Source organism: Kitasatospora sp. NPDC101155, assembly GCF_044768305.1.
Classification (GTDB): domain Bacteria; phylum Actinomycetota; class Actinomycetes; order Streptomycetales; family Streptomycetaceae; genus Kitasatospora.
The window spans coordinates 51,509-72,227 of record NZ_JBIWPN010000040.1 but is presented as its reverse complement, the minus strand read 5'-3'; the positions used below and the strand labels follow the sequence as shown (position 1 = coordinate 72,227).

Genomic DNA, 20,719 nt, shown 5'->3' with positions numbered 1-20,719 from the left:
CCTGACCACTCCCCCCTCACCCCGGGGGTCGGACAGGGACCACCGGGGTGACCCGACAGGGCCCGGGCCCGCGCGATCCGCGTGGCCCGGGCCCTGTCCTGGTTTCCCTGCCGCTCACACGGCTCCCCGATTCACAGCTCCTCAGTTCCTTCGCAGCTCCCCGGTTCCCGGTTACCCGGTTCACAGCTCCCCGGCGAGCCCGAGCAACTCCCGCATCCGCGCGTACTTGGCGGCCAGCCGCTCGGCGGTCGCCCGGTCCAGCGAGGCCAGCCGGGCCGGGTCGGAGTTGTGCGCCAGATCGGCCCGCTTGACCAGCAGCGCGCCGGGCGTGGCCAGGATGCGCGCGGTGTACTCCTCGACCGGCTCGTCCGGGCGGCGGGTGAGCGCGTCCACGATCGCCTTGGTCGTCTCCGGCAGTGCGGCCGCCGCCAGCCACTCCCGGCTCAGCCGGTCGTCCTCGACGGTGTCGTGCAGCCAGCCCGCCGCGATCTGCGCCTCGCTCCCGCCGCGTGCCTCCGTCCCGGCGGCGACCGCCGCGATGTGCTCGCTGTACGGGTGCCCGTTCTTGTCCACCTGTCCCCGGTGGGCGCGGCGCGCGATGGCCTCGACCTCGGACAGGCTCAGGTACTGCTGCTCCATCGGCTCATCGTAGGCCCGTGATCTTCGAGTCGGCGCCTGCTGGTTTACTGCCCCGGGGCTCCACGGCGCCCAGGGCCACCGCCCCGGGGGCTGACGCCCTCCCGCGGGCGGGCGATCCCCGCCGAACCCGGCAGACCCGTCCGAGCGATCCGAGGAACCATGCCATCCCTGCATCCGCTGCTGTCCGGCTTCGCCCCGATCTGGGTGCTCACCGGGATCGGCTACCTCGTCGGCCGCACCGGACTGCTCGGGCCGCAGGCCGAGGTGGTGCTGAACCGTTTCGTCTTCCACGTCGCGATGCCGGCCGCGCTCTTCCTGATGATCGCCCGCACCCCGCTCGACCGGTTCGCCAATCCCTCGATGCTCGCCTTCGCGGCCGGCACCGCCGTCGCGACCGGCCTCGGGCTGCTCGCCGGGCACCTGCTCTTCCGGCGCAAGCCCGGCGAACTCGCCATCGGCGCGATGGCCTCCGGATACGTCAACTCCGCCAACCTCGGCATACCCGTGACCATGCAGGTCCTCGGTGACGCCTCCTTCGTCGCGCCGGTGGTGCTGTTCCAGATCCTGCTGGTCACCCCCGCCGTCCTCGCCGTCCTGGACAGCGGCGCGGCCGGCCGCCGGGCCCTGCTCACCCTGCCGCTGCGCAACCCGATCCTGCTCGCCACCGCGCTCGGCGCCGTCGTCTCCGCGGCCGGGCTGCACCTGCCCGCCGAGCTGAACCGTTCCTGCGAACTGCTCGGCGGCGCCGGCGTGCCGACCGCCCTGATCGCCCTCGGCATGTCCCTGCACAACCGCCCGCCCGCCGACGGCCGTTCACGCCGCGCCGAGGTCGGGCTGACCGTCGCGGTCAAGACCCTGGTCCAGCCGCTCGTCGCCCTCGCCGTCGCCGGGCCGCTGCTCCACCTTCCTCCGCACCAACTGCTCACCGTGGTGCTCTTCTCCGCCCTGCCGACGGCGCAGAACGTCTACACCTACGCCCGCGAGTACGGGCAGAGCAGCGGCCTCGCCCGGGACACGGTGCTCTGGTCGACGCTGGTGTCGATGGCGACCCTGTCCGTGATCAGCTGGACCCTCGGGCCCGCGTAGCGCTCCTCCGTCACCCCTCCACCCGGGCGGCGGCCACCACGGCCGTCATCGCCTCCAGGAAGCGCCGGGCCGTCGTCAGCTCCGCCGGGTCGAACCGGCCCATCGCCGCGACCAGATCGCCGATCAACCCGCCGAAGAAGCCCTGCCCCAGCTCCATCGCCCGCTCCTCCACCACCAGCCGGACCTTCCGCCGGTCCTGCGGGTCGCGCTCACGGCGGATCAGCCCGAGCCGCACCAGCCGGTCCACCAGACCGGTGGTCCCGGCCGAGTTCAGCCGCAGCGCCTCCCCGAGCCGACCCGGAGTGACCACCTCCCCGGCCCGGGCGGCGTCCAGCAGGTGGATCAGCGCCCGCAGGTCGGTCGGATGCAGACCGTTGCGAGCCGCGAACTCCGCCCCGAACAGGTCGAGTTCGACCGTCAGACCGCGCAGCAGGTGGACCAGCCGCATCGACTCCTCAGCCTCGGACACCCTCTCGTCCTTCCTCGGGCACTCGCATGCCATTATTCTCTCGCTCAGCGAGATACTTGCTCAACGAGCGATTCACTATGTGATCCGGTCGCCGATCACACCACATCGCGGAGGCCCATCATGTCCACCCGCACCGCCCGCTCCGTCACCGCTCCCTTCCTCGCCGCCTACGACGCGCTGCTCGCCCGCTGGCCCGTCCCGGTCGAACCCCTCACCGTCCGCACCCCGCACGGCACCACCCGGATCAACGCCTGCGGCCCCGCCGACGGCCGCCCCCTCGTCCTCCTCCACGGCGGCGGTGCCACCTCCACCACGTGGTTCGCCAACGCCGGCGCCTGGGCCGAGGCCGGCCACCGCGTCCTCGCCGTCGACCTCATCGGCGACCCGGGCCGCAGCGTCCACGACGGCCCGCCACTCAATGACGCCCCCGGCCTGCTCGACTGGCTGGACACCGTACTCGACCAACTCGGCGTCCCCGAAGCCGACTTCTGCGGCCACTCCTACGGCGCCTGGATCGCCCTCGAATACGCCCTGCACGCCCCCACCCGCGTCGGTCGCCTCGCACTCCTCGACCCCACCCAGTGCTTCACCGGCTTCCGCCCCGGCTACCTCCTCCGCGTCCTCCCCCTCTTCCTCCCCCGCCGCTCCCCGGCCCGCGCCCGCTCCTACCTCGACTGGGAATCCGGCGGCCACGGCCTCGACCCCGCCTGGCGCGAGCTCTACGCCCTCGGCTACGCCGACTTCCCAGCCTCCCCCGTCATCACCGGCCCCCGGCCCACCCCCGCCCGCCTCCGCACCCTCACCACCCCCCTCCTCACCCTGTACGCCGCCAACTCCCGCCCCCACGACCCCCACCGCACCGCCGAAGCCACCCGCCGAGCCGTCCCCCACGCCACCATCGCCACCATCCCGAACACCTCCCACCACACCCTCCCCACCTCCGCCGCTCCCGAGGTCAACCACCGCGTCCTGGACTTCCTCACCCCCACCCGCCCTTGACCCGGCCCGGCGCAGCATCACGACGAGCCGAGCAGACGCCCCGAGTCGACGCCGTTGTGGCACATCCGACCTCGGCGCGCGCGGCCCCCACGCGTCGCCCTCACAACCACGCCCGACCCCGGACGCCGCTACGCCCCCCACCCGACGCTCCCGCCCTCTCCGGACTCAACCCACGGCCCCCGCCGCGGAACCACGCCGGAGCTCGGGCTCGGCAGGCTTGCACCGGATTCGGCCCCACGAAGCGACGGGCTCCGACCACTGCGCCTCGTCGGGCCCGCCAATGCTCGCGAGCGGACCACGGATTGCCGCGCCCCACCTCGAAGCCCGCACGGGAAGTCGGCGGGTCCGACTTCCCGCGCGGGGGGGATCTTCGGCCGTCGGCCGATCGACTGACTCGCGCCCATGCCCGTTCATTCGGTGGCCCATCGAATCGGCCACGGGGAAGGGGCCTCCGTCCGCTCCGGAATCAGGGCGTCAAACCCGTCGCCGCCAGGCCTGAGACGCCGCGCGGCTCGGTCAGGCCAACGGGTGGACGACGAGCCGGTTCCGCGCCCCGTCGAAGATCTCGGCCAGGACCTGCGCCTCCGGCCGGTTCCCCGTGAAGAGTCCCCGCTGGACGACGTGCACGGTCAGGATGTCGTGGCTGTCGATCACTTCGGAGATGCCGCGGGTCTCGATCGTGTCCGACCAGGCGTCCAGGTTCCGGCCGAACCACGTTGGCAGCCCGCAGGGCTCGCTCACCGCGCCCCAGAAGTCGTCGAGTGTCTCGATCGGTCGACCGCGCAGGTCCACGATCAGTTCGCTGTCCGTCATCGCGGCAGACTACCCAGCCCCACCACTCGGCCGACCACGGAAACCGGAGCCCGGGCCGATCGCCCGTCAGGCCACGAGGGGAGTCCGCGGCCACCGGCCAGGTGTCGCGGTGTCGGGTGCGTTCACCCCCCGTAGGGTGGTCGGATGGCCGAGGCCACGGCGCGCGGTGGATCACAGGTGGCGGCTGCCCATCCGATGGCGCCGGCGGTGGTGTTTGCGGGTCCGGTGTTGAAGTTGGTGTGGACGCTGGGCGATGGGGACGCGGCGCCGGTCCGGTAGTCCACGGACCAAGCGAGCGGGCGGCGGCCGGAAACCGACGCAACCATCAAGTCTTCTGGTCCACATGGCACTTGGCGCTGGCAGACTACGGCCCCGCAGCCGCCCCACTCGCCTCCCCCTTCCCTGGAGCAGCCATGCCCGTGTTCGTCCGACGCCTCGCCCCCGCTGCGGTGTTCGCGCTCGCCGCCCTGGCCGTCCCTCCGAACAGCGCGTCCGCCGTCGCGTCGGCCCCGGCCGTCGCCGCCTCGCCGGGCGAGCACCTGGGGCTGACCTGGACCGCCCTGGAGCAGCGCGGCAGCTCGGTGCACGTCGGGACCGACGGCCTCAGCAACCCCTACCTCGGCGACACCGACCCCGAGACCGAACTGCCGGTGCTCTGCATCCTGGTGGACGACCGACCCGCCCCGGACGGGATCCCGACCACCGGCTTCCACAGCTGGGCGGGCGGCGAGGTGGCGGCGACCGCGCCGACGGCGGGCTCCGAGCTGACGAGCCGCGAGGCCGCCGACGAGCTGTGCGCGGACTCCTTCGGCGGCGACTGGCGGATGGCCGAGTTCCACGACGGTGAGGGGTGGTCGCTCTGGGCCACCGGCACCCTCCCGGCCGACACCCGCTTCTGGACGGCCATCAACGACCAGCCGGCCAACCCCTGGAGCTGAGCCGGAGCGCACGGGAAAGTCGGGGCGACCGTGCCGACGCGGCCGCCCCTTCCTGCTCGAAAGGCCTGGGCGTTCGGAAAGCCGCCGGGGTCAGTAGATCAGGTAGCCCGGGCGGTGCCCTTCGTCCTCGATCTCCCCGGTGGCCTGGGCCCGCAGCTTGCGGGACAGTTCCTCCAGGGCACGGGAGGCCGCGACCTCCTCGCCGATCCTGGCGAGCGGACGGTCCTCCGCGCTCTTCTCGGCCTCGCCGTGGGCGTTCAGGCCCGGCGCCCTCGCGCCCACCAGCCTGGCGTCGCACGTCGTGTGCACGCCGTCCTCTTCGAAGCTCAGCTCCACGTCCCACTGGTTGTGCATGCCACACCTCCTGGCGCCTGCCCCCGTCGCGCCTGTATCGGACCGGCACGGGCGGTGGGCCCGTGGCGGCCGCTCACACCAGCGTGCGCCTGCCTCACCCGAAGCGGCAAGCGCGGCCGGGTGGCACACGGCCGCCGTGCCGCCGACACCCGAACCGCGCTGCCTCCGGACGCCCGATCGGCGGGCCGTCCCGCGTCTGATCGACGGGTGTTCCCGCGTCCGATCGGCGGGCCGTCCCGCGTCTGATCGGCCTGGCCACCGCCCCGGCGGTAGGCTGACGGAAGCGCGCCGCGACCGCCGACCCCACCCCGGACCCGCCGGCGCGGCGCGGGGCAGCGACAACCTGGTGGTCCCTCCGTGGCGGTCTTCCTCCTCGCTCTCGGCGCGGCCTGCTGTCTGGGGCTCGGCTTCGTCCTCCAGCAGCACGCGGCGCAGCGGGCCCCTCGTGCCGACATGCTGCGCTGGCGGCTGCTGCTGGACCTGATGCGGATGCCGGAGTGGCTGCTCGGCACCGGGTTCATGGTCAGCGGGCTGCTGCTCTCCGCGCTCGCGCTCAACCAGGGCCAGGTGTCACTGGTCGAGCCACTGCTGGCGACCAACCTGCTCTTCGCCATGGCACTCTCCCGGGTGCTGACCCGTCAGACGCTGGGCCGTTCCGGCTGGGCCGGGGTGCTGCTGCTCGGCCTCGGGGTGACGGCGTTCATCGTGGCCGGGCGGCCCACCGGGGGCGGACCATCCGTCGGGGAGCTGCGGCACTGGCTGGTGGTCGGCACGGTGGTCGGGCTGACCCTGCTGCTGGTCTCGCTCGCCCGGCGGCTGCCGCTGTTCGAGGAGGCCACGCTGCTGGCGCTCGCCGCCGGGCTGCTCTACGGCCTGCAGGACGCGCTCACCCGCACCACCACCCAGCGCCTGGACCACGACGGGCTGATGGCGGTGCTGCGCACCTGGCAGCCGTACGCGGTGGTGGTGGCGGGCGTGGTCGGGCTGCTGCTGGTACAGAGCGCCTTCGAGGCCGCCCCGCTGCGAATGTCCCTGCCCGCGCTGACCGCCGCCCAGCCGCTGGCCGGGATCGCCTGCGCGGTCGGCTTCCTGGGCGACCGGCTGCGAGTCACCCCGGGCGCGCTGGCCTGGGAGGCGATCGGACTGCTGGCCATCGTGATCGGGGTGATCGTGATCGGGCGGCACCCGGCGATGCCCGGCACCGTCCGGGAAACCCTGGAGAGCATCGGAGCGCCACCGGAGAACGCTCCCTGGGACAAACCCGGCGGCCAGGACCAATCCGGGGACAGGGACGAACCCGGAGAGAACGACGAACAGGACGAGGACTCGAAGGGCAGGGACGACAAGGACAGGGACGGGAGGGGCGAGTAGGCGGCCGGCCGATGTGCTGGAGCGCGCAGGCGAACGCCGTGGCCGGCGGGCCGGTCGCGGGCGCCAGGTTCTGCGCCCTGCTCTGGCGTCTCGCCCTCGTCTCCACCTGGTGCGCCCTCGCAGCCCTGGTCAGCCTCCTGCTTCTCCGCTGGGCAGGTCGCCCGCCCTGGATGGTCGATGACCTACGCGCGTGCCGGCTCCGCCTCCTGCTCGACGACCGCGGTGCTCGTGTGCCCCCGCAGACGGTCCATCTCCCGCCACTCCGGCCGCAGCGCGGTCAGCGTCGTGGTGGCGAAATACAGGAGCCCGGCCGTGAGCAGGCTGGGTATCAGACCGACCAGGGCGACCGCGCCACCGGCGAGGAGGCCTCCCAGGGGGATGCCCGCCCAGGCGAGGGAGTCGCCGAGGGCGTGGACGCGGCCGAGGAGGTGGCGGGGCACCCGTTCGAAGAGAACGGCGCCGAGGATCGGATTGAGGAAGCCGGAGCCGAAACCTCCGACCGCGAACACCGTGACCACCACCCACATCGGCGCACCGAGGGCGAGCACCAGGAAGCGGGGCGCACCGCACAGCAGGAAGCCGGCGAAGAAGACCGTCCGCCGGGGCAGGCGCGAGGCGACGGCCGCCGCGATCAGGCTGCCGACGACTGCCGTGGCGCCCATGACACCGGCGGTCAGACCGATGGCGGCCGGACCGTTGCCGGATTCCCGCGCCCAGACCGGGACGAGGACGGTCGTGAAGCCCGCGTCGAGCAGGTTGGTGATGCCGACCATCACGATCACGGCGAGCAGCAGCGGCTCGGACCGCAGGAAGGCGAACCCCTCGCGGAACATCAGCCAATAGCCGCCCTGCTCCCCCTCCCCCTCCGACCCTGACGACGACCCGGACGACGAAGCGGCCGCACCAGGCACCGCCGGGCGCCCCATTCCGCGCGGCAGCGCGACCGCGATGACCAGTGACCCGAGTGCGAAGGTGGCCGCGTTGACCGCCAGCCCGGCCAGCGGGCCCATCAGTGCGACCAGCCCGCCGCCGACCGCCGGACCGATCGTGGAGGCCAGCCGCTCGGTGACGCCCGACAGCCCGGTGGCGCGCTCCATCGGCACCCAGGCCTGGTCGGCCGCCTCCGGGACCATGACCGACTTGGCCAGGTCTCCCGGGCCGCGCATCGCGCCGATCACCGCGACCATCGCGAGCAGCAGCCAGAACGGCAGCAGCCCGTGTGCGTGCAGCAGCGGGACCAGCCCGGCCGCGACGGCGCTCACCGCGTCCGTCGTCCAGGACACCACCCGCGGCCCGAGCCGGTCGACCAGCGGCCCGGTCAGCGCCTTGACCAGCACGTACGGCGTCATCTCGGCGAAGGCGACCAGGCCGGTCGTGGTGGCGCTGCCGGTGGTGGCCAGGACGAACCAGGGCAGGGCGATGGCCGAGACCCGTGTCCCGGTCGTGGAGACGGCCATGGCCGTCAGCACCCCGGCCAGCGGCCGGAAGCTGCGCGCGGGCGGGTCAACGACGGTCGTGGTCATACGGCTTCCCCCTCGGTTGCGGTGGTGCTCGGGTCCGGCAGGACGTGGACGATCACGGAGACCTGCTCGCTGCCCTCCGGGACCGGCCCGCCCGCGCCGATCCGGCGGTAGCGCCCGATCACATCGGACAGCTCGCCGGTCAGCTGCTCGGCCTCGGCGGGCGTGAGCTGCAGGACCAGGTCGCTGAGCTCTGTCACCCGGCGCCACTCGCGCGGCATGGTCTCGAAGGCGTCCAGCGTGCGCTGGCCGGTCAGGGCGTGCGCGGCCAGGACGGACCGCAGGAAGCCGACGGCCGTCTCGGGCTCCTCGTCGGCCATGTCGTCCCCCGTCCAGACGGTGAGCTGGTGGGCCGAACGCCACCAGCGCTCACGGGCATTGCCGCGCTCCGGGTCCTCCTCGACGAAGCCTGCGGCGGCGAGTTGGCGCAGGTGGTAGCTGGTGGCCCCGGAGTTGAGCCCCAGCTGCGCGGCAAGCCTCGTCGCCGTGGACGGGCCGTGCTTGCGCAGCAGCCCGACCAGCTGCATGCGCACGGGGTGCGCCATCGCCCGCATGCCCTTGGCGGTGATGGCGATGTGCGGGTCGTCGCTGTGCTTCCAGCCGCGGTCTTCGGTCATGGCCAGGAGCATAGGACCGCAAAGAGATGTTTGCAAAGGCTTTTTTGCGAAGAGTTCTTTGCGGTGGACGGACGGCCCCGCCGGTCGGCGGGTGCCCGGCCTGCCGCTCGGCGGGGGCCGGTGACCGCTTCGCGCCCCGGAGCCGGATTGTCACCCGGACGGCGGAGGCGCACCCTGGCAGCAGGGCCCGGAAAGCGGTCCGCCCCGGTCGGCCGCGGAACCGATGACGGCCACCGGTCAGGCACGAGGGGCAAGGCGATGGCACGCGGGAAACTCTGGTGCTACGTGGCTTCGGGGGCCCGGGCGCTCGGCGCACTCGGCGGCGCGCGCCGCAGTGATCGCAGGGTCGGCAAGGGCGCGCCGGAAGTCCTCGGCCCGGTCCCGCCGGTCGCGGTGGCCTCGCCCCGGACACTGTCCCGCACCGAGCTGGACCGGCTGAGGTGGACCGGCCGGCAGGCCGGGTGCGAGCCGCAGGCGCGGCACGTCCAGGTCGCCGAGGTGGTGCACCGGGTGGTGCGCGGCGGCGGCCGGGCCGCGGCGGTCACGGTCCGGATGGCACCCGGGCTGCCGGTCGTGGCCGGGGACGCCCGGCGGATGGAGGCCGCGATAGCCGGGCTGGTCGACCACGCGATCCGGCGCAGCCCGCTGGGCGACCGGGTGCTGGTCCGCGCGGAGATCACCCCCACCCGCCCGGCGGCGCCCCGGGCCGCGACCGGGCGGGGCGGCGCGGCGCGCAGGCGGGAGCGAGTGGAGATACGGATCTCCGACCGCGGTTCGTACGAGCCGCCCGAGGCCCGCGAATGGCTGCCGACGGGCGCGCGCGCCACCGGACCGGTCGGCCCGGCACTGCACAGCCTGGTGCTGGCGGCGGGCGGCCGGCTCGCGGTCGAGCCCACCCCCGGCGGCGGCCTCACCGTGGTCCTGCTGCTGGCGGTCGCGTACGACTGACCGCTCGGCGGACGCCGGCCGGCCACCCGGGGGCATCGGCCGACCACCCGGCGAGCCGGGGCCGCCGAACCTAGACTTGCCCCATGCCCCGGCTCAACGACCAGGTCAGGGAGCTGCTCCAGGAGTACGCCGACCTGATCAACATCACCGGCGGGGACGCCTTCCGGGCCCGCGCCTATGAGAAGGCCGCCCGCGCGGTCGGCGGCCACCCCGAGGACCTGGCCGAGTTGGACGTCAAAGGGCTCCAGCAGATCCCCGGCGTCGGCAGGTCCACCGCCGAGAAGGTCGCCGAGTACCTCGCCACCGGAAAGATCGCCGCGCTGGAGACCCTGCGCGCCGAGATCCCGTCCGGCGTGCGGGAGATGATGGCCGTCCCCAGCGTCGGCCCCAAGCGCGCCCTCTCCCTCTACCGCGACCTCGGCATCGCCTCCGTCGAGGAACTCGCCGAGGCGATCCGTGCCGACAAGCTGTCCGACCTGGCCGGCTTCGGCGAGCGCAGCGGCGAGAAGATCCTGCACGGCATCGAGCTGATGCGGCAGTCCGGCGGCCGCACCCTGCTCGACACCGCCACCGAGCTGGCCGACCAGCTGGTCGAGGCACTCTCGGCCGTCCCCGGCTGCACCCGCTGCGCGTACGCGGGTTCGCTGCGCCGGATGCGCGAGACGGTGGGCGACATCGACGTGCTGGCGACCGCCGCCGACTCCGCCCCGCTGATGGCCGCGCTCACCGAACTCCCGTACGTGGCCGAGGTGGTCGGGAGCGGGCCGACCAAGACCTCGGTCCGCACCACCCAGGGCATCCAGGTGGACCTGCGGGTCGTCCCGGAGGAGGACTGGGGCGCGGCGCTGGTCTACTTCACCGGGTCGAAGGCGCACAACATCAAGCTGCGCACGATGGCGGTGCGGGCGGGGCTGAAGCTCTCCGAGTACGGGCTGTTCGAAGTCGACGGCGGAGCCGGGAAGGACGGCGGGACCCGGAAGGACGGCGGGGCCGGGAAAGGCGCCAAGGCGGACGGCGCCAAGGTCGTCTCGGAGACCGAGGACGAGGTGTACGCCGCGCTCGGCCTGCCCTGGATCCCACCGACGCTGCGCGAGGACCGGGGCGAGATCGAGGCCGCGCTGAACGGTGAACTCCCGGATCTCGTCCAGGAGTCGGACCTGCGCGGCGACCTGCACACCCACACCGACCTCACCGACGGCCTGGCCACCCTCACCGAGATGATCGACACGGCGGCCGCGCGCGGCTACTCCTACTACGCCGTCACCGACCACGCGCCGGACCTGGTGATGCAGCGGATGACCGACGAGAAGATGCTCGCCCAGCGCGAGCAGCTTCGCCAACTCGCCGACCGGCACAAGAAGTTGCGTCTTCTGCACGGCACCGAGCTGAACATCGGCCCGGACGGCGGGGTGGACTGGCCGGCCGAGTTCCTGGCCGGCTTCGACGTCTGTGTGGCCTCCGTCCACTCACACTTCGCCCTCGACCGCGCCGCCCAGACCCGCCGGCTGATCCGCGCCTGCGAGAACCCCCACGTGCACATCATCGGCCACCTCACCACCCGCCGGATCGGCCGGCGCGGGCCGATCGACGTCGACCTCGACGCGGTGTTCGCGGCCGCCGCGCGCACCGGCACCGCGATCGAGATCAACAGCTCCCCGCAGCGGCTCGACCTGCGCGACGAGGACATCCTGCGGGCCAGGCGGCACGGCGTGCGCTTCGCGATCGACAGCGACGCGCACGCCACCGGCCACCTCGCCTACCCGCGCTTCGGCATCGGTACGGCTCAGCGCGGTTGGCTCACCGCCGAGGACGTGATCAACGCCTGGACCTGGCAGAGGCTGAAGCACTTCCTCCGCAAGGACGCACCGCGCGGCTAGGCGGCCCCACCCAACGGCCCACCCCGCAGCCCCACCCCGGCGAATCGCCTACCCCGCGCTCGCCCCCGGCGAGGCCAGCACCCGGGCCGCGCTGCGGTGCCCGAGCCCGGCCGCCAGGCGCAGGTCCCCGGTGTCCAGGAAGCCGGCCAGGAAGCCCGCCGCGAAGGCGTCCCCGGCCCCGGTGAGGTCGCGCACCCGCGCGACCGGCGGGACCGGCACGGTGAACAGCCCCTCGCCGGGCACGTCGACGGTGGTCGCCTCGGCACCGGACTTGGTGACCACCGTGGTGGCCGCCAGCCGGGCGCGCCCGGGCCCCGGCAGGCCGTCCACCAGCAGACCGAGGAGGGCCGACTCGGACCGGTTGGCGAACACGAAGGTCGGCGCCAACTCGGCCATCAGGCCCAGGAACCGTTCCCGCCCGAACTGCTCCAGCATGCCGGTCGAGGAGGCGTCCACCGAGGTGGTGCCGCCCGCCTCCCGGACCCGGCCGAGCGCGTCCACCGCCGTGGCGCCGACCGGTTCGCCGTCGAAGGAGTAGGCGGGCACGTGCAGGTGGGTCAGGCCGGCCAGCCACTCCTGCGGGACGCGCTCCAGCAGCGTGGCGGCGCCGCGGTCGGGCAGCATGGTGCGCTCGCCGTCCTGGTCGATGAGCACCACGATGCTGCCGGTCTGGCCGCGCCGCTGCACCCGTACGTCCACGCCGTGGCCGCCGAGTTCGGCGACGATGCCGTCCCCGACCGGGTCCGCGCCGACGCAGCCGAGGAAGCGCGCCGGGTACTGCCCGGCGGCGAAGCGGGCGACGTTGGCCGCGCTGCCGCCGCGCCGCCGGAAGACCTGGGCACTGGAGTCGGTGCCGTGGCGCAGCGGGCCGTCGACCCAGACCACGATGTCCTCGACGAGGTCGCCGAGCACCCCGAGCACGGGTCAGGCCCCGGTCGACGCGGCGGCGGCCAGGGCTGTGGCGATCTCGCCGCCGAGGCGGACGTTGCCGCGGTAGACCTCGACGTTGACCTCCAGGCTGCGGCCGCCGGTGTCGCGCTGGATGTAGTCGAGCAGGAACGGGGTGGAGGCGTTGCCGGTGACGCCCCGGCGCTCGGCCTCGGCCCAGGCACGGGCCAGGATGCCGTCGAGCTCCTCCGGCGGCAGCTGCTTGGCCGGGTCGACCGGGTTGGCGATCAGGACGGCCTGCGGCAGGCCGAGCCGGTCGCGGGCGTCGATCACCTTGGCGGCCTCCTCGGGTGACTGGACGCTGAAGTTGATCTCGTGCCCGGAGTCGGTGACGTAGAAGCCGGGGTACTTGGTGGTGCGGTAGCCGATGACCGGGATGTTGAAGGTCTCGAAGCGCTCCAGGGTGGCCCGGATGTCGAGGATGGACTTCACGCCGGCGCTGACCACGGTGACCGGGGTGGCGGCCAGGGTGGTCATGTCGGCCGACTCGTCGAAGCTCTCGGAGGCGCCGAAGTGGACGCCGCCGAGGCCGCCGGTGGAGAAGACCCGGACGCCCGCGCGGTGGGCCAGGAAGGCGGTGGCGGCGACGGTGGTGCCGCCGTGCCGGCCGAGCGCGGCGACCACCGGCAGGTCGCGCAGGCTGACCTTGTCCAGGCCGTCGGCGGCGGCCAGTTCGGTGATCTGCTCGGTGCTCAGGCCGACGGTGGGCACGCCGGCGTGCACTCCGGTGGTCGCCGGGACGACGCCCGCCTCCCGCAGCTGCCGCTCGGCCTCCAGCGCGACGGCCAGGTTGCGCGGCCGGGGCAGGCCGTGGGTGAAGATCGTCGACTCCAGGGCGACCACGGGACGGCCGTCGGCGACGGCCTGCGCGACCTCCTCGGAGACCTTGATGGCGGGGGTGCTGGTGGGCAGTCCGGTCATGATGCGACCTCCCTGTGAGATGCCACTGCGGTGGGGCAACGCGACGATCAGCGTATGGACGCTCCGCATCGGAATCCAGAATGAGTCCTGGGGCTTCCGATAGGCGATCACCTATCAGTTCGTACTAGTCTGAACGGCATGGGTCTCACCTTGCGTCAGCTGGAGGTCTTCCTGACCGTCGCCGAGACGCTGCACTTCGGCCGGGCCGCCGAGCGGCTGCACATCTCGCAGCCAACGGTCAGCCAGGAGGTCGCCCGGCTGGAGCGGACCGTCGGCGTCGAGCTGTTCGACCGCAGCCGCCGCTCCGTCGCCCTGACCGAGGCGGGCGAGGTGATGGTTACCGAGAGCGCCCGGCTGCTCGAGCAGGCCGGGGCGCTGCTGATCAGGGTGCGGCTGCACGAGGAGTCCCGGCTCGGCACGGCCCGCATCGTCGCCTCCCCGAGCGTGGTGAACCGGCTGCTGCCCGCCGTGGTCAGCCGGGCCGAGCAGGAGCTGCCCGCGCTCACCACCGCCGAACTCGCCGTGGACACCGGGCAGGTGTCCACCACCCTGGCCACCGAGCTCGCCGACATCGGCCTCGGCCGCTTCCTGACGGAGGTGCCCGGCTACCGGCTGGAGCGGATCGCCGACGAGCCGGTGCGGGTCGCCCTCGGCCGGGACCACCCGCTGGCCGGACGGACCGGCCTGCGCCTGGCCGAACTGCGCGACCTCCCACTGCTGTTGTGGCCGCGCGAGCAGCACCCCCGCTACTACGACCACGTGCTCGGCCTGTGCGCGGAGCACGGCACCGACCCGCCGGTGCTGGTCAGCCCGCCGCGGATCGTCGGCTCCCGGCTCTACCTGCTCGCCCGCAACCGCGCCTTCTCGCTGGTGCCCGGCTCGATGACCGGCCACCTCACCGAGGACGTCGCCACCGTACGACTGGAGGGCCGGGCCACCCTGCCGCTGGAGATGCAGTGGCGGACGGACGACCGCCGCCCGACGCTGGCGGTGCTGCGCGACGTGATCCGGCAGGAGGCGGCCGAGTTGGAGGAACCGTAGGAGTCGCGGGAGCTCCGGCACCCACCCTTGACGCTCACATGCCACCGCCGGAAGGATGCCCGGATCATCCACCCGCCCCGTCGCACGCCGACGGGCCGCCCGACCCCGGGGATCCACCGTGGCCCTGCACTCCCCGCTCCGCCGAACCGAGTCCCGAAGCCCTCTGCTGCGCCGCACCGCCCGCTTAATCGGCGCCACCCTCCTGACCCTCGCCGGCACCCTCACCGCCGCCGGGCCCGCCCACGCCGACTTCGGCACCGGCTACCACGACCCGGTCACCGCCACCAAGCCGCTCACCCGCCCAGACACCCGCTCCTGCACCGTCGAGGTGATGCACGAGCGCGAGTTCCGCAACGGGTACGGCAATCCGCCCGACACCCCGTACACCGCCACCCTCACCCCGCCCGCCGACTGCGCCGGGCCCTGGTCGGCGGTGGTCATGGACCTCCACGGGCAGGTCGCCGGGCGGCAGTTCGACCGGATCTTCAGCGTTCGCATCGGCGGCGTGCAGGTCCTGCTCTCCTCCACCCCGGAGCCGTCCAAGGACGGCATCCAGTGGAACGTCGAGCGCGACCTCACCCGCTACGCCCCGCTGTTCACGGCCGGACCGCAGCCGTTCTCCTTCGACCTCGCCAACGTCACCGACGCCACCTACACCGGCGTCTACAAGATCTCGGCGAGCCTGACCTTCTACACCGCGAACGACCGCTGGCCCGCCGCCCGCGGCGCCGACCAGCTGCTCACCACCGGCCCGTTCGCGCTCACCCAGGCCGCCCCGACCGCCGGGCGCGAGCTCACCTTCCCGCAGAACCTGGAGCGCCTGACCGCCGAGGTCTACGCCCGGGGCGGCGGCGCCTGCGAGGAGTTCGCCTACGCCTCCGCGCCGGACGCCTTCGTCGCCGCCAACCCGTCGATCGGCGCCTGCGGCAAGGGCCCGTTCCGCGAGGTGCGGCTCACCGTGGACGGCCGGGTGGCCGGCGCGGTCTGGCCGTACCCGGTGATCTACACCGGCGGCTGGGACCCGCTGCTGTGGCGGCCCATCCCGGGCATCTTCGCCTTCGACCTGCCCGCCTACCGGCTCGACCTCACCCCGTACGTCGGCCTGCTGCTGGACGGGCGCCCGCACACCGTCGGCATCACGGTCAACGCGAGCGAGGCGCAGAACAACGACGTCTGGACCGGCCAGGTCAACCTGTTCGCGGAGGTCGACCACGGCACCGACCGCACCTCCGGGCAGCTCACCGACTACCGGGTCGCCCCCGAGGCCACCGTGGGCACCGAGCTCACCGACCACGGCGGCGGCAGCGGCGACTGGACCGTCACCGCCGCCCGGCACGACCTCGCCCGGGGCTGGGTACAGACCTCGCACGGCCTGATCACCACCGAGGTCCGCGACGACCTCGCCTTCAGCTCCGCCCAGCAACTGCGCCACAGCGGCAACGACGTGACGCTGCACAACGGCACCGACCTCACCCGCACCACCGCCACCTGGGGCGGCGGGCCGCACCGCACCACCACGGTGCACGAGGGCGAGCCGCTGGACGTCACCTACAAGGTCACCCACGACGCGGCCGGGAACACCGACCAGCGCACCGCGATGGACCTCGGCTACCACCGCGAGGCCACCACGGCGACCGGCGGCCACGTCACCGAGCGCTCCACCGTGGACCACACCCTGCGACCCACCGCCCAGCGCCACGACGGGGACCGCACGGTGCGGACCGGCAGCAGCGTCGAGGACTACCGCAGTACCGGGCCGGAGGGGCCGTACCACCGGACGCTCAGCTTCGTGGACGGCTGGTAGCGGGTCGACGGCCCGCAATGCCCGACGAAGGCCTCGGCCCGACGAAGGCCTCGCGACTTGCGAAATTTGCCCGAATTCTGGCCGTTCACCCCTGGTGCGCGCGCCGTAGGAGGCGCATGATGGGAGATGGACCTGCGAGGTAGCTGAAGGAAGTTCGACCGCAGGAGGCAGTGGCGACAGATCGAGACGGATCAGGGTCTGCCGCTGAGCACTACCTCGGTCGACGATCGAACTACCGGCCGGAGGACATCATGTCCGGAGGCCACCCCCACCTCGTAGGTTCCGCGCGTCCACGGAGCATCCCCTCGGCCCCGTGGACGCGCTCCCGTTCCGCCCCGGTCACTGCGGCACCGGGTACCCCATCTCCCAGGCGTACACGGCGATCCCCACCCGGTTCGGCACGCCCAGCTTGCGCTGGATGCTGGCCACGTGGGTCTTCACCGTGCCCCGGGAGATGAACAGTTCGGCGGCGATGTCGGCGTTGGTGCGGCCCGCCGCGACGTGACCGGCGATCTCCACCTCGCGCTCGGTCAGCGGCACCACCGGGGCCGGCTGCGCGGGGCGGGGCGGCGCCGTCACGTGCTTCAGCAGCCGCACCGTGACCGACGGGCTGATCAGACTCTCCCCGTCGGCCGCCGCCCGGACCGCCTCGGCCAGCAGGGACGGGCCGGAACGCTTCAGCAGGAACCCGGACGCGCCGTGCCGCAGCGCCGGGTAGACGTACTCGTCCAGGTCGAAGGTGGTCAGCACCACCACCCGCACCGAGCCGGACAGCCGCCGGGTCACCTCCAGCCCGTCCAGCCTCGGCATCCGGATGTCCACCAGCGCGACGTCCGGCCGCAGTTCGGCCGCCAGCTCCAGCGCGGCCTGCCCGTCGGCGGCCTCGCCGACCACCTCGATGTCCGGCTGCGCATCGAGGATCCGCCGCACGCTCCGCCGCACGGCCTCCTGGTCGTCCGCGATCAGGGTGCGGATCACCCGCGGACACTCACCGTTCGCACTCGTCACAACGGGCAGTCTCCCGCATCGCCCACCCGGCGGGAAAGTTCACGCTGCCGGTCCGGCGCGGTTCACCTCCGTCCGGTGAGGCTGGCCGCCATGAACGCATCCCGTGGACGTCTCCCCGTCAGCAGGCGCGGGCTCCTGGCCGGGGCGACCGGTCTCGGCCTCGGCGGCGCCGTCTCCCTCTCCGGCATCGCGCCCACCCCGGCCGTCGCCTCCCCGCTGCTGTGGGAGCGGCCGGACCGCTCCGGCGCCCCGCGCGTGGCCGGACTGCACCTGCAGTTCGGCTCGGACGCCTCGCGCGAGGTCACGGTCTCCTGGCACACCACCACGTCCGTCTCCAACCCCCGGGTGATGTACGGGACTTCGCACGGCGGCTTCGGCCGCAGCGAGCAGGCCGAGACCCGCACCTACCGGGACGCCGCCTCCGGCACCGAGGTCCAGGTGCACCACGCCCGGATCACCGGCCTGCACCCGGACACGGACTACGTCTACGCCGCCGTCCACGACGGCGCCACCCCCGAGCTCGGCACCGTCCGCACCGCCCCGCGCGGCCGGGCCGCCTTCACCTTCACCAGCTTCGGCGACCAGGGCACCCCCACCCTCGGCAAGCAGACCGCCAACGGCTACGTCAACGACAACCTCGGCAGCCCGGCCGCGGGCGACACCACCGCCGGGGTCGAACGGGTCGCCCCGCTGTTCCACCTGGTCAACGGCGACCTCTGCTACGCCAACCTCGCCACCGACCGGGTCCGCACCTGGTCCGACTGGTTCGAGAACAACACCCGCTCGGCCCGCCACCGCCCCTGGATGCCCGCCGCCGGCAACCACGAGAACGAGCGCGGCAACGGCCCGATCGGCTACGGCGCCTACCAGGCCTACTTCGACCTGCCGGACGCCGGCTCGGGCGACGAACTGCACGGCCTCTGGTACGCCTTCACGGCCGGCTCGGTCCGCGTCATCAGCCTCAACAACGACGACGTCGCCTACCAGGACGGCGGCAACTCCTATGTGCACGGCTACTCCGGTGGCGCCCAGCAGCGCTGGCTGGAGCAGGAGTTGATCGCTGCCAACGCGGACCCGGGGATCGACTGGATCGTGGTCTGCATGCACCAGGTGGTCATCTCCACCGCCGACAAGTTCAACGGCGCCGACCTCGGCGTCCGCGAGGCCTGGGTACCGCTGTTCGACAAGTACGGCGTCGACCTGGTGGTCTGCGGCCACGAGCACCACTACGAGCGCTCCCACCCGATCCGCGGCCAGCAGCCGACCGACACCCGCACCCCGATCCCGGCCGCCACCGACACCCAGACCGTCGACACCACCCGGGGCACCGTCCACATGGTCATCGGCGGCGGCGGCACCTCCGCCCCCTCCAACAAGCTCTTCTTCACCCCCGCCAAGGCCCGCGTCATCACCGGCGTCGGCCCCGTCGACAAGGCCACCGGCAAGCGGCCCCCGGTCTACGTGATCGAGGACGCCCCCTGGTCCGCCTTCCGCGACGCCGACAACCCGTACGGCTTCGCCTCCTTCGACGTCGACCCGGGCGAACACGGCGGCGACACCACCATCGACGTGACGTACTACTCCGTCAGCGGTCCCTACGGCGACCTCGTCCCGGTCGACCGCTTCACCCTCACCCGCCCGCGCGGCGCCCGGGGCGGCGGCCGCGAGCGCTGAGACGCCCGGCGGGGGTGCGGGTGCCCGGTGGGCGGTGCCGCCGACCATGACGACGGCCGCCGACCCGCACGGGCGGCGCCGACCCGCACGGGCATGGCGTCGGCAGCGCCCGCTCGGCCGATGCCACCGGACAGGCCACCGCTAGCGCCCCGGCAGCACGCACACCACCTGCCACCCCGCCGGGGTGACCGGGCCCGAGGTCAGGGTGCCGCCGTGGGCCGCCGCACGGGCCGTGAGGCCGGGCAGGCCGGTACCGCCCGAGCCGGGTCGGCGGCGCAGCAGAGGCCTGCGAACGGCGGGGCCGCCGTTGTCGGTGACGGTCACCCGGACGGCGCTCCCGTCGTCCGCCGGGGCCACCCGGACGGTCACCTCGGTGGCCTGCGGGGCGTGTCGCCGGATGTTGGTGAGGGCCTCCAGGACGACGGCGTACACGGTCGCCTCCGCCTCGCCGGCGAGCCGACCGGAGGCCTCGGGGGTCAGCTCGACGGTGGCGCGCAGGCCGCCCGTCGTCCCGAAGCGGCTGACCAGCTCCGGGAGGTCGGCCAGGCCGAGGCGGCGGGTCGGCGCCCCGGTGCTCCGGTCGCCCTGCGGGTCGCGCAGGGCACCGACCATGTCGTCCATCGAGTCGAGCGCCCGCAGCCCCGCCTCCTCCAGGCGGCGCAGCAGGGCGGCCGTCTCCTCGGCTTCCTGGCCCGGGAGTTGGCCGGCCTGGGCCTCCAGCACGATGCCGGTGATCTCGTGGGCGACGAAGTCGTGGAGGCCGCGCGCCACCTCTAGCCGCTGCTCACGCCTGGCCGCAGCGACGGCGCGCTCCCGGCGGGCGTCCAGGATCCGCAGGTAGAGGCCCGCCCCGGCCGCTCCGAGCACCGGCAGCAGGGAGAGCAGCACGCCGATCACCGGCCCGGCCGGGCCCCCCTGTGGTGTCCGGAGGGCGAACCGCAGCGGCAGGACGACGGCGGCCAGCCCGACCAGTCCGCCGACCGGTCCGACCCAACGGTCGGGCAGTCGCCGGACGGCGCGGAAGACCACGCCGAGCAGGGCGAGCCATTCGAAGGGCAGCCAGAACGCGGGCAGCCGGTACGGCCCCGAGTAGAGCAGGTCGACCAGCAGGGAGGCGCCGGCCACGGCTCCCGCCGCAGCGGTGAGCGTGATCCGCCCGGCCGGCCAGGGCAGCAACGCCACCACCACCACGAGCACCGCCGTCAGGGCGAGCAGCACGGCCGCGCCACGCTCCCCCGGGTGCGCGAGGGCGACGGGCGCCAGCAGGACGACGGCGGCGAGGGCGGCGAGCGCTCGCCGGGACCGGGCGGGGCGGGGCTGAGAGTCGGTGCGCACCCGGCCGAGCCTACGGGCCACTCTCCCGGGGGAGGCGGGTTCCTCCCCGCGATGGAGACAACTCCCCTCCCGGGTGGGAGGCGAGGTCGAGGGCCCGGGAGCAGAATCGGAGCACGCCCGACGCGGCGGTGCCGGGCGGCAGGGGCGCGGCGGTACCGTTCATGCCCATGATCGGTATCCGACCGCACCTTTGGAGGCTTGCGCCGATGCCCCTGCACCACCGCCCGCCCGCAACCGGGCCGACCGAGCGTGGGGGGGGGGGGGGGGGGGGCCGGCCCCGGGGGGGGGGGGGGCGCCCCCCCCCCCCCCCCCCCCCCCCCCCCCCCCCCCCCCCCCCCCCCCCCCCCCCCCCCCCGT

General features: G+C 73.9%; 19 protein-coding genes and 1 pseudogene. 10 read left to right on the top strand and 10 right to left on the bottom strand.

The genetic code is table 11. The features are described 5' to 3' along the window. Positions 1-180: 180 nt before the first annotated feature. The gene (locus ACIRYZ_RS36300) at positions 181-639 is read right to left on the bottom strand and encodes an HD domain-containing protein (RefSeq protein ID WP_402952547.1); all 459 of its coding nucleotides are present in this window, start codon (positions 637-639) and stop codon (positions 181-183) included. Between the two features lie 159 nt (positions 640-798). On the opposite strand from ACIRYZ_RS36300, the gene ACIRYZ_RS36295 reads away from it, so the two are divergent. Further along, positions 799-1,725 carry an AEC family transporter gene (locus ACIRYZ_RS36295; protein WP_402952545.1) on the top strand — a complete coding sequence of 309 codons (927 nt, stop codon included), beginning with the start codon at positions 799-801 and terminating at the stop codon, positions 1,723-1,725. Between the two features lie 10 nt (positions 1,726-1,735). Here ACIRYZ_RS36295 and ACIRYZ_RS36290 read toward each other — a convergent pair whose 3' ends face one another. Next, positions 1,736-2,173, bottom strand: coding sequence for a MarR family winged helix-turn-helix transcriptional regulator (locus ACIRYZ_RS36290; RefSeq protein WP_402952552.1), 438 nt, complete (start codon positions 2,171-2,173; stop codon positions 1,736-1,738). A 141-nt stretch (positions 2,174-2,314) separates the two neighbouring features. Here ACIRYZ_RS36290 and ACIRYZ_RS36285 point away from each other — a divergent pair, with 141 nt between their 5' ends. Continuing rightward, on the top strand, positions 2,315-3,193 hold the full coding sequence (locus ACIRYZ_RS36285) for an alpha/beta fold hydrolase (protein ID WP_402952543.1): 879 nt from the start codon (positions 2,315-2,317) through the stop codon (positions 3,191-3,193). Between the two features lie 516 nt (positions 3,194-3,709). On the opposite strand, the gene ACIRYZ_RS36280 is transcribed toward ACIRYZ_RS36285, so the two are convergent. After that, complete coding sequence (locus tag ACIRYZ_RS36280) at positions 3,710-4,006, bottom strand: barstar family protein (protein WP_402952541.1); 297 nt, start codon at positions 4,004-4,006, stop codon at positions 3,710-3,712. 413 nt (positions 4,007-4,419) lie between these two features. Here ACIRYZ_RS36280 and ACIRYZ_RS36275 point away from each other — a divergent pair, with 413 nt between their 5' ends. Then, positions 4,420-4,944: a hypothetical protein gene (locus tag ACIRYZ_RS36275; protein ID WP_402952539.1), complete on the top strand. Its 525-nt coding sequence runs from the start codon at positions 4,420-4,422 to the stop codon at positions 4,942-4,944. A 90-nt stretch (positions 4,945-5,034) separates the two neighbouring features. Here the strand turns inward: ACIRYZ_RS36275 and ACIRYZ_RS36270 are convergent, their stop codons facing one another. Beyond that, positions 5,035-5,298, bottom strand: a complete 264-nt coding sequence (locus ACIRYZ_RS36270) for a dsRBD fold-containing protein (protein ID WP_387626036.1) — start codon at positions 5,296-5,298, stop codon at positions 5,035-5,037. Positions 5,299-5,655: 357 nt separating this feature from the next. Here ACIRYZ_RS36270 and ACIRYZ_RS36265 point away from each other — a divergent pair, with 357 nt between their 5' ends. After that, a complete protein-coding gene (locus ACIRYZ_RS36265) occupies positions 5,656-6,669 on the top strand; it encodes a DMT family transporter (protein ID WP_402952537.1) in 1,014 nt (337 codons plus the stop codon). 11 nt (positions 6,670-6,680) lie between these two features. Next, positions 6,681-6,821: pseudogene (locus ACIRYZ_RS36260) on the top strand (DUF6629 family protein); the annotation flags it as partial. Positions 6,822-6,851: 30 nt separating this feature from the next. Here the strand turns inward: ACIRYZ_RS36260 and ACIRYZ_RS36255 are convergent. Together ACIRYZ_RS36255 and ACIRYZ_RS36250 are read right to left on the bottom strand one after the other, a co-directional pair. Further along, positions 6,852-8,192: an MFS transporter gene (locus tag ACIRYZ_RS36255; protein ID WP_402952535.1), complete on the bottom strand. Its 1,341-nt coding sequence runs from the start codon at positions 8,190-8,192 to the stop codon at positions 6,852-6,854. Beyond that, positions 8,189-8,806 carry an ArsR/SmtB family transcription factor gene (locus ACIRYZ_RS36250; RefSeq protein WP_402952533.1) on the bottom strand — a complete coding sequence of 206 codons (618 nt, stop codon included), beginning with the start codon at positions 8,804-8,806 and terminating at the stop codon, positions 8,189-8,191. Before ACIRYZ_RS36250 ends, ACIRYZ_RS36255 begins: the two co-directional genes overlap by 4 nt. Before the next feature lie 258 nt (positions 8,807-9,064). Here ACIRYZ_RS36250 and ACIRYZ_RS36245 point away from each other — a divergent pair, with 258 nt between their 5' ends. Beyond that, positions 9,065-9,754, top strand: a complete 690-nt coding sequence (locus ACIRYZ_RS36245) for a hypothetical protein (protein ID WP_402952531.1) — start codon at positions 9,065-9,067, stop codon at positions 9,752-9,754. Between the two features lie 83 nt (positions 9,755-9,837). Further along, complete coding sequence (locus ACIRYZ_RS36240) at positions 9,838-11,631, top strand: helix-hairpin-helix domain-containing protein (protein WP_402952530.1); 1,794 nt, start codon at positions 9,838-9,840, stop codon at positions 11,629-11,631. A 48-nt stretch (positions 11,632-11,679) separates the two neighbouring features. Here the strand turns inward: ACIRYZ_RS36240 and ACIRYZ_RS36235 are convergent, their stop codons facing one another. Together ACIRYZ_RS36235 and ACIRYZ_RS36230 are read right to left on the bottom strand one after the other, a co-directional pair. Next, the gene (locus ACIRYZ_RS36235) at positions 11,680-12,552 is read right to left on the bottom strand and encodes a carbohydrate kinase family protein (RefSeq protein ID WP_402952528.1); all 873 of its coding nucleotides are present in this window, start codon (positions 12,550-12,552) and stop codon (positions 11,680-11,682) included. Between the two features lie 3 nt (positions 12,553-12,555). Then, positions 12,556-13,500: a pseudouridine-5'-phosphate glycosidase gene (locus ACIRYZ_RS36230; protein WP_402952526.1), complete on the bottom strand. Its 945-nt coding sequence runs from the start codon at positions 13,498-13,500 to the stop codon at positions 12,556-12,558. Between the two features lie 138 nt (positions 13,501-13,638). Here ACIRYZ_RS36230 and ACIRYZ_RS36225 point away from each other — a divergent pair, with 138 nt between their 5' ends. Then, positions 13,639-14,541, top strand: coding sequence for a LysR family transcriptional regulator (locus tag ACIRYZ_RS36225; RefSeq protein WP_402952524.1), 903 nt, complete (start codon positions 13,639-13,641; stop codon positions 14,539-14,541). A 118-nt stretch (positions 14,542-14,659) separates the two neighbouring features. Next, a complete protein-coding gene (locus tag ACIRYZ_RS36220) occupies positions 14,660-16,345 on the top strand; it encodes a peptide-N4-asparagine amidase (RefSeq protein ID WP_402952522.1) in 1,686 nt (561 codons plus the stop codon). A gap of 339 nt (positions 16,346-16,684) precedes the next feature. On the opposite strand, the gene ACIRYZ_RS36215 is transcribed toward ACIRYZ_RS36220, so the two are convergent. After that, a complete protein-coding gene (locus ACIRYZ_RS36215) occupies positions 16,685-17,323 on the bottom strand; it encodes a response regulator (RefSeq protein WP_402952521.1) in 639 nt (212 codons plus the stop codon). 120 nt (positions 17,324-17,443) lie between these two features. On the opposite strand from ACIRYZ_RS36215, the gene ACIRYZ_RS36210 reads away from it, so the two are divergent. Further along, complete coding sequence (locus ACIRYZ_RS36210) at positions 17,444-19,027, top strand: purple acid phosphatase family protein (protein WP_402952519.1); 1,584 nt, start codon at positions 17,444-17,446, stop codon at positions 19,025-19,027. 141 nt (positions 19,028-19,168) lie between these two features. On the opposite strand, the gene ACIRYZ_RS36205 is transcribed toward ACIRYZ_RS36210, so the two are convergent. Next, positions 19,169-20,362 (bottom strand): sensor histidine kinase, encoded by a 1,194-nt coding sequence (locus tag ACIRYZ_RS36205; protein ID WP_402952517.1) that lies wholly within the window; start codon positions 20,360-20,362, stop codon positions 19,169-19,171. Between the last annotated feature and the right edge of the window lie 357 nt (positions 20,363-20,719).

What these genes read in the sequence shown, in the direction of transcription:
- ACIRYZ_RS36280 (WP_402952541.1), bottom strand. Translation starts at nt 4,006, where the DNA reads ATGACGGACAGCGAACTGATCGTGGACCTGCGCGGTCGACCGATCGAG.
- ACIRYZ_RS36295 (WP_402952545.1), top strand. Translation starts at nt 799, where the DNA reads ATGCCATCCCTGCATCCGCTGCTGTCCGGCTTCGCCCCGATCTGGGTG.
- ACIRYZ_RS36210 (WP_402952519.1), top strand. Translation starts at nt 17,444, where the DNA reads ATGAACGCATCCCGTGGACGTCTCCCCGTCAGCAGGCGCGGGCTCCTG.
- ACIRYZ_RS36270 (WP_387626036.1), bottom strand. Translation starts at nt 5,298, where the DNA reads ATGCACAACCAGTGGGACGTGGAGCTGAGCTTCGAAGAGGACGGCGTG.
- ACIRYZ_RS36290 (WP_402952552.1), bottom strand. Translation starts at nt 2,173, where the DNA reads ATGCGGCTGGTCCACCTGCTGCGCGGTCTGACGGTCGAACTCGACCTG.
- ACIRYZ_RS36240 (WP_402952530.1), top strand. Translation starts at nt 9,838, where the DNA reads ATGCCCCGGCTCAACGACCAGGTCAGGGAGCTGCTCCAGGAGTACGCC.
- ACIRYZ_RS36230 (WP_402952526.1), bottom strand. Translation starts at nt 13,500, where the DNA reads ATGACCGGACTGCCCACCAGCACCCCCGCCATCAAGGTCTCCGAGGAG.
- ACIRYZ_RS36255 (WP_402952535.1), bottom strand. Translation starts at nt 8,192, where the DNA reads ATGACCACGACCGTCGTTGACCCGCCCGCGCGCAGCTTCCGGCCGCTG.
- ACIRYZ_RS36275 (WP_402952539.1), top strand. Translation starts at nt 4,420, where the DNA reads ATGCCCGTGTTCGTCCGACGCCTCGCCCCCGCTGCGGTGTTCGCGCTC.
- ACIRYZ_RS36285 (WP_402952543.1), top strand. Translation starts at nt 2,315, where the DNA reads ATGTCCACCCGCACCGCCCGCTCCGTCACCGCTCCCTTCCTCGCCGCC.
- ACIRYZ_RS36250 (WP_402952533.1), bottom strand. Translation starts at nt 8,806, where the DNA reads ATGACCGAAGACCGCGGCTGGAAGCACAGCGACGACCCGCACATCGCC.
- ACIRYZ_RS36300 (WP_402952547.1), bottom strand. Translation starts at nt 639, where the DNA reads ATGGAGCAGCAGTACCTGAGCCTGTCCGAGGTCGAGGCCATCGCGCGC.
- ACIRYZ_RS36225 (WP_402952524.1), top strand. Translation starts at nt 13,639, where the DNA reads ATGGGTCTCACCTTGCGTCAGCTGGAGGTCTTCCTGACCGTCGCCGAG.
- ACIRYZ_RS36245 (WP_402952531.1), top strand. Translation starts at nt 9,065, where the DNA reads ATGGCACGCGGGAAACTCTGGTGCTACGTGGCTTCGGGGGCCCGGGCG.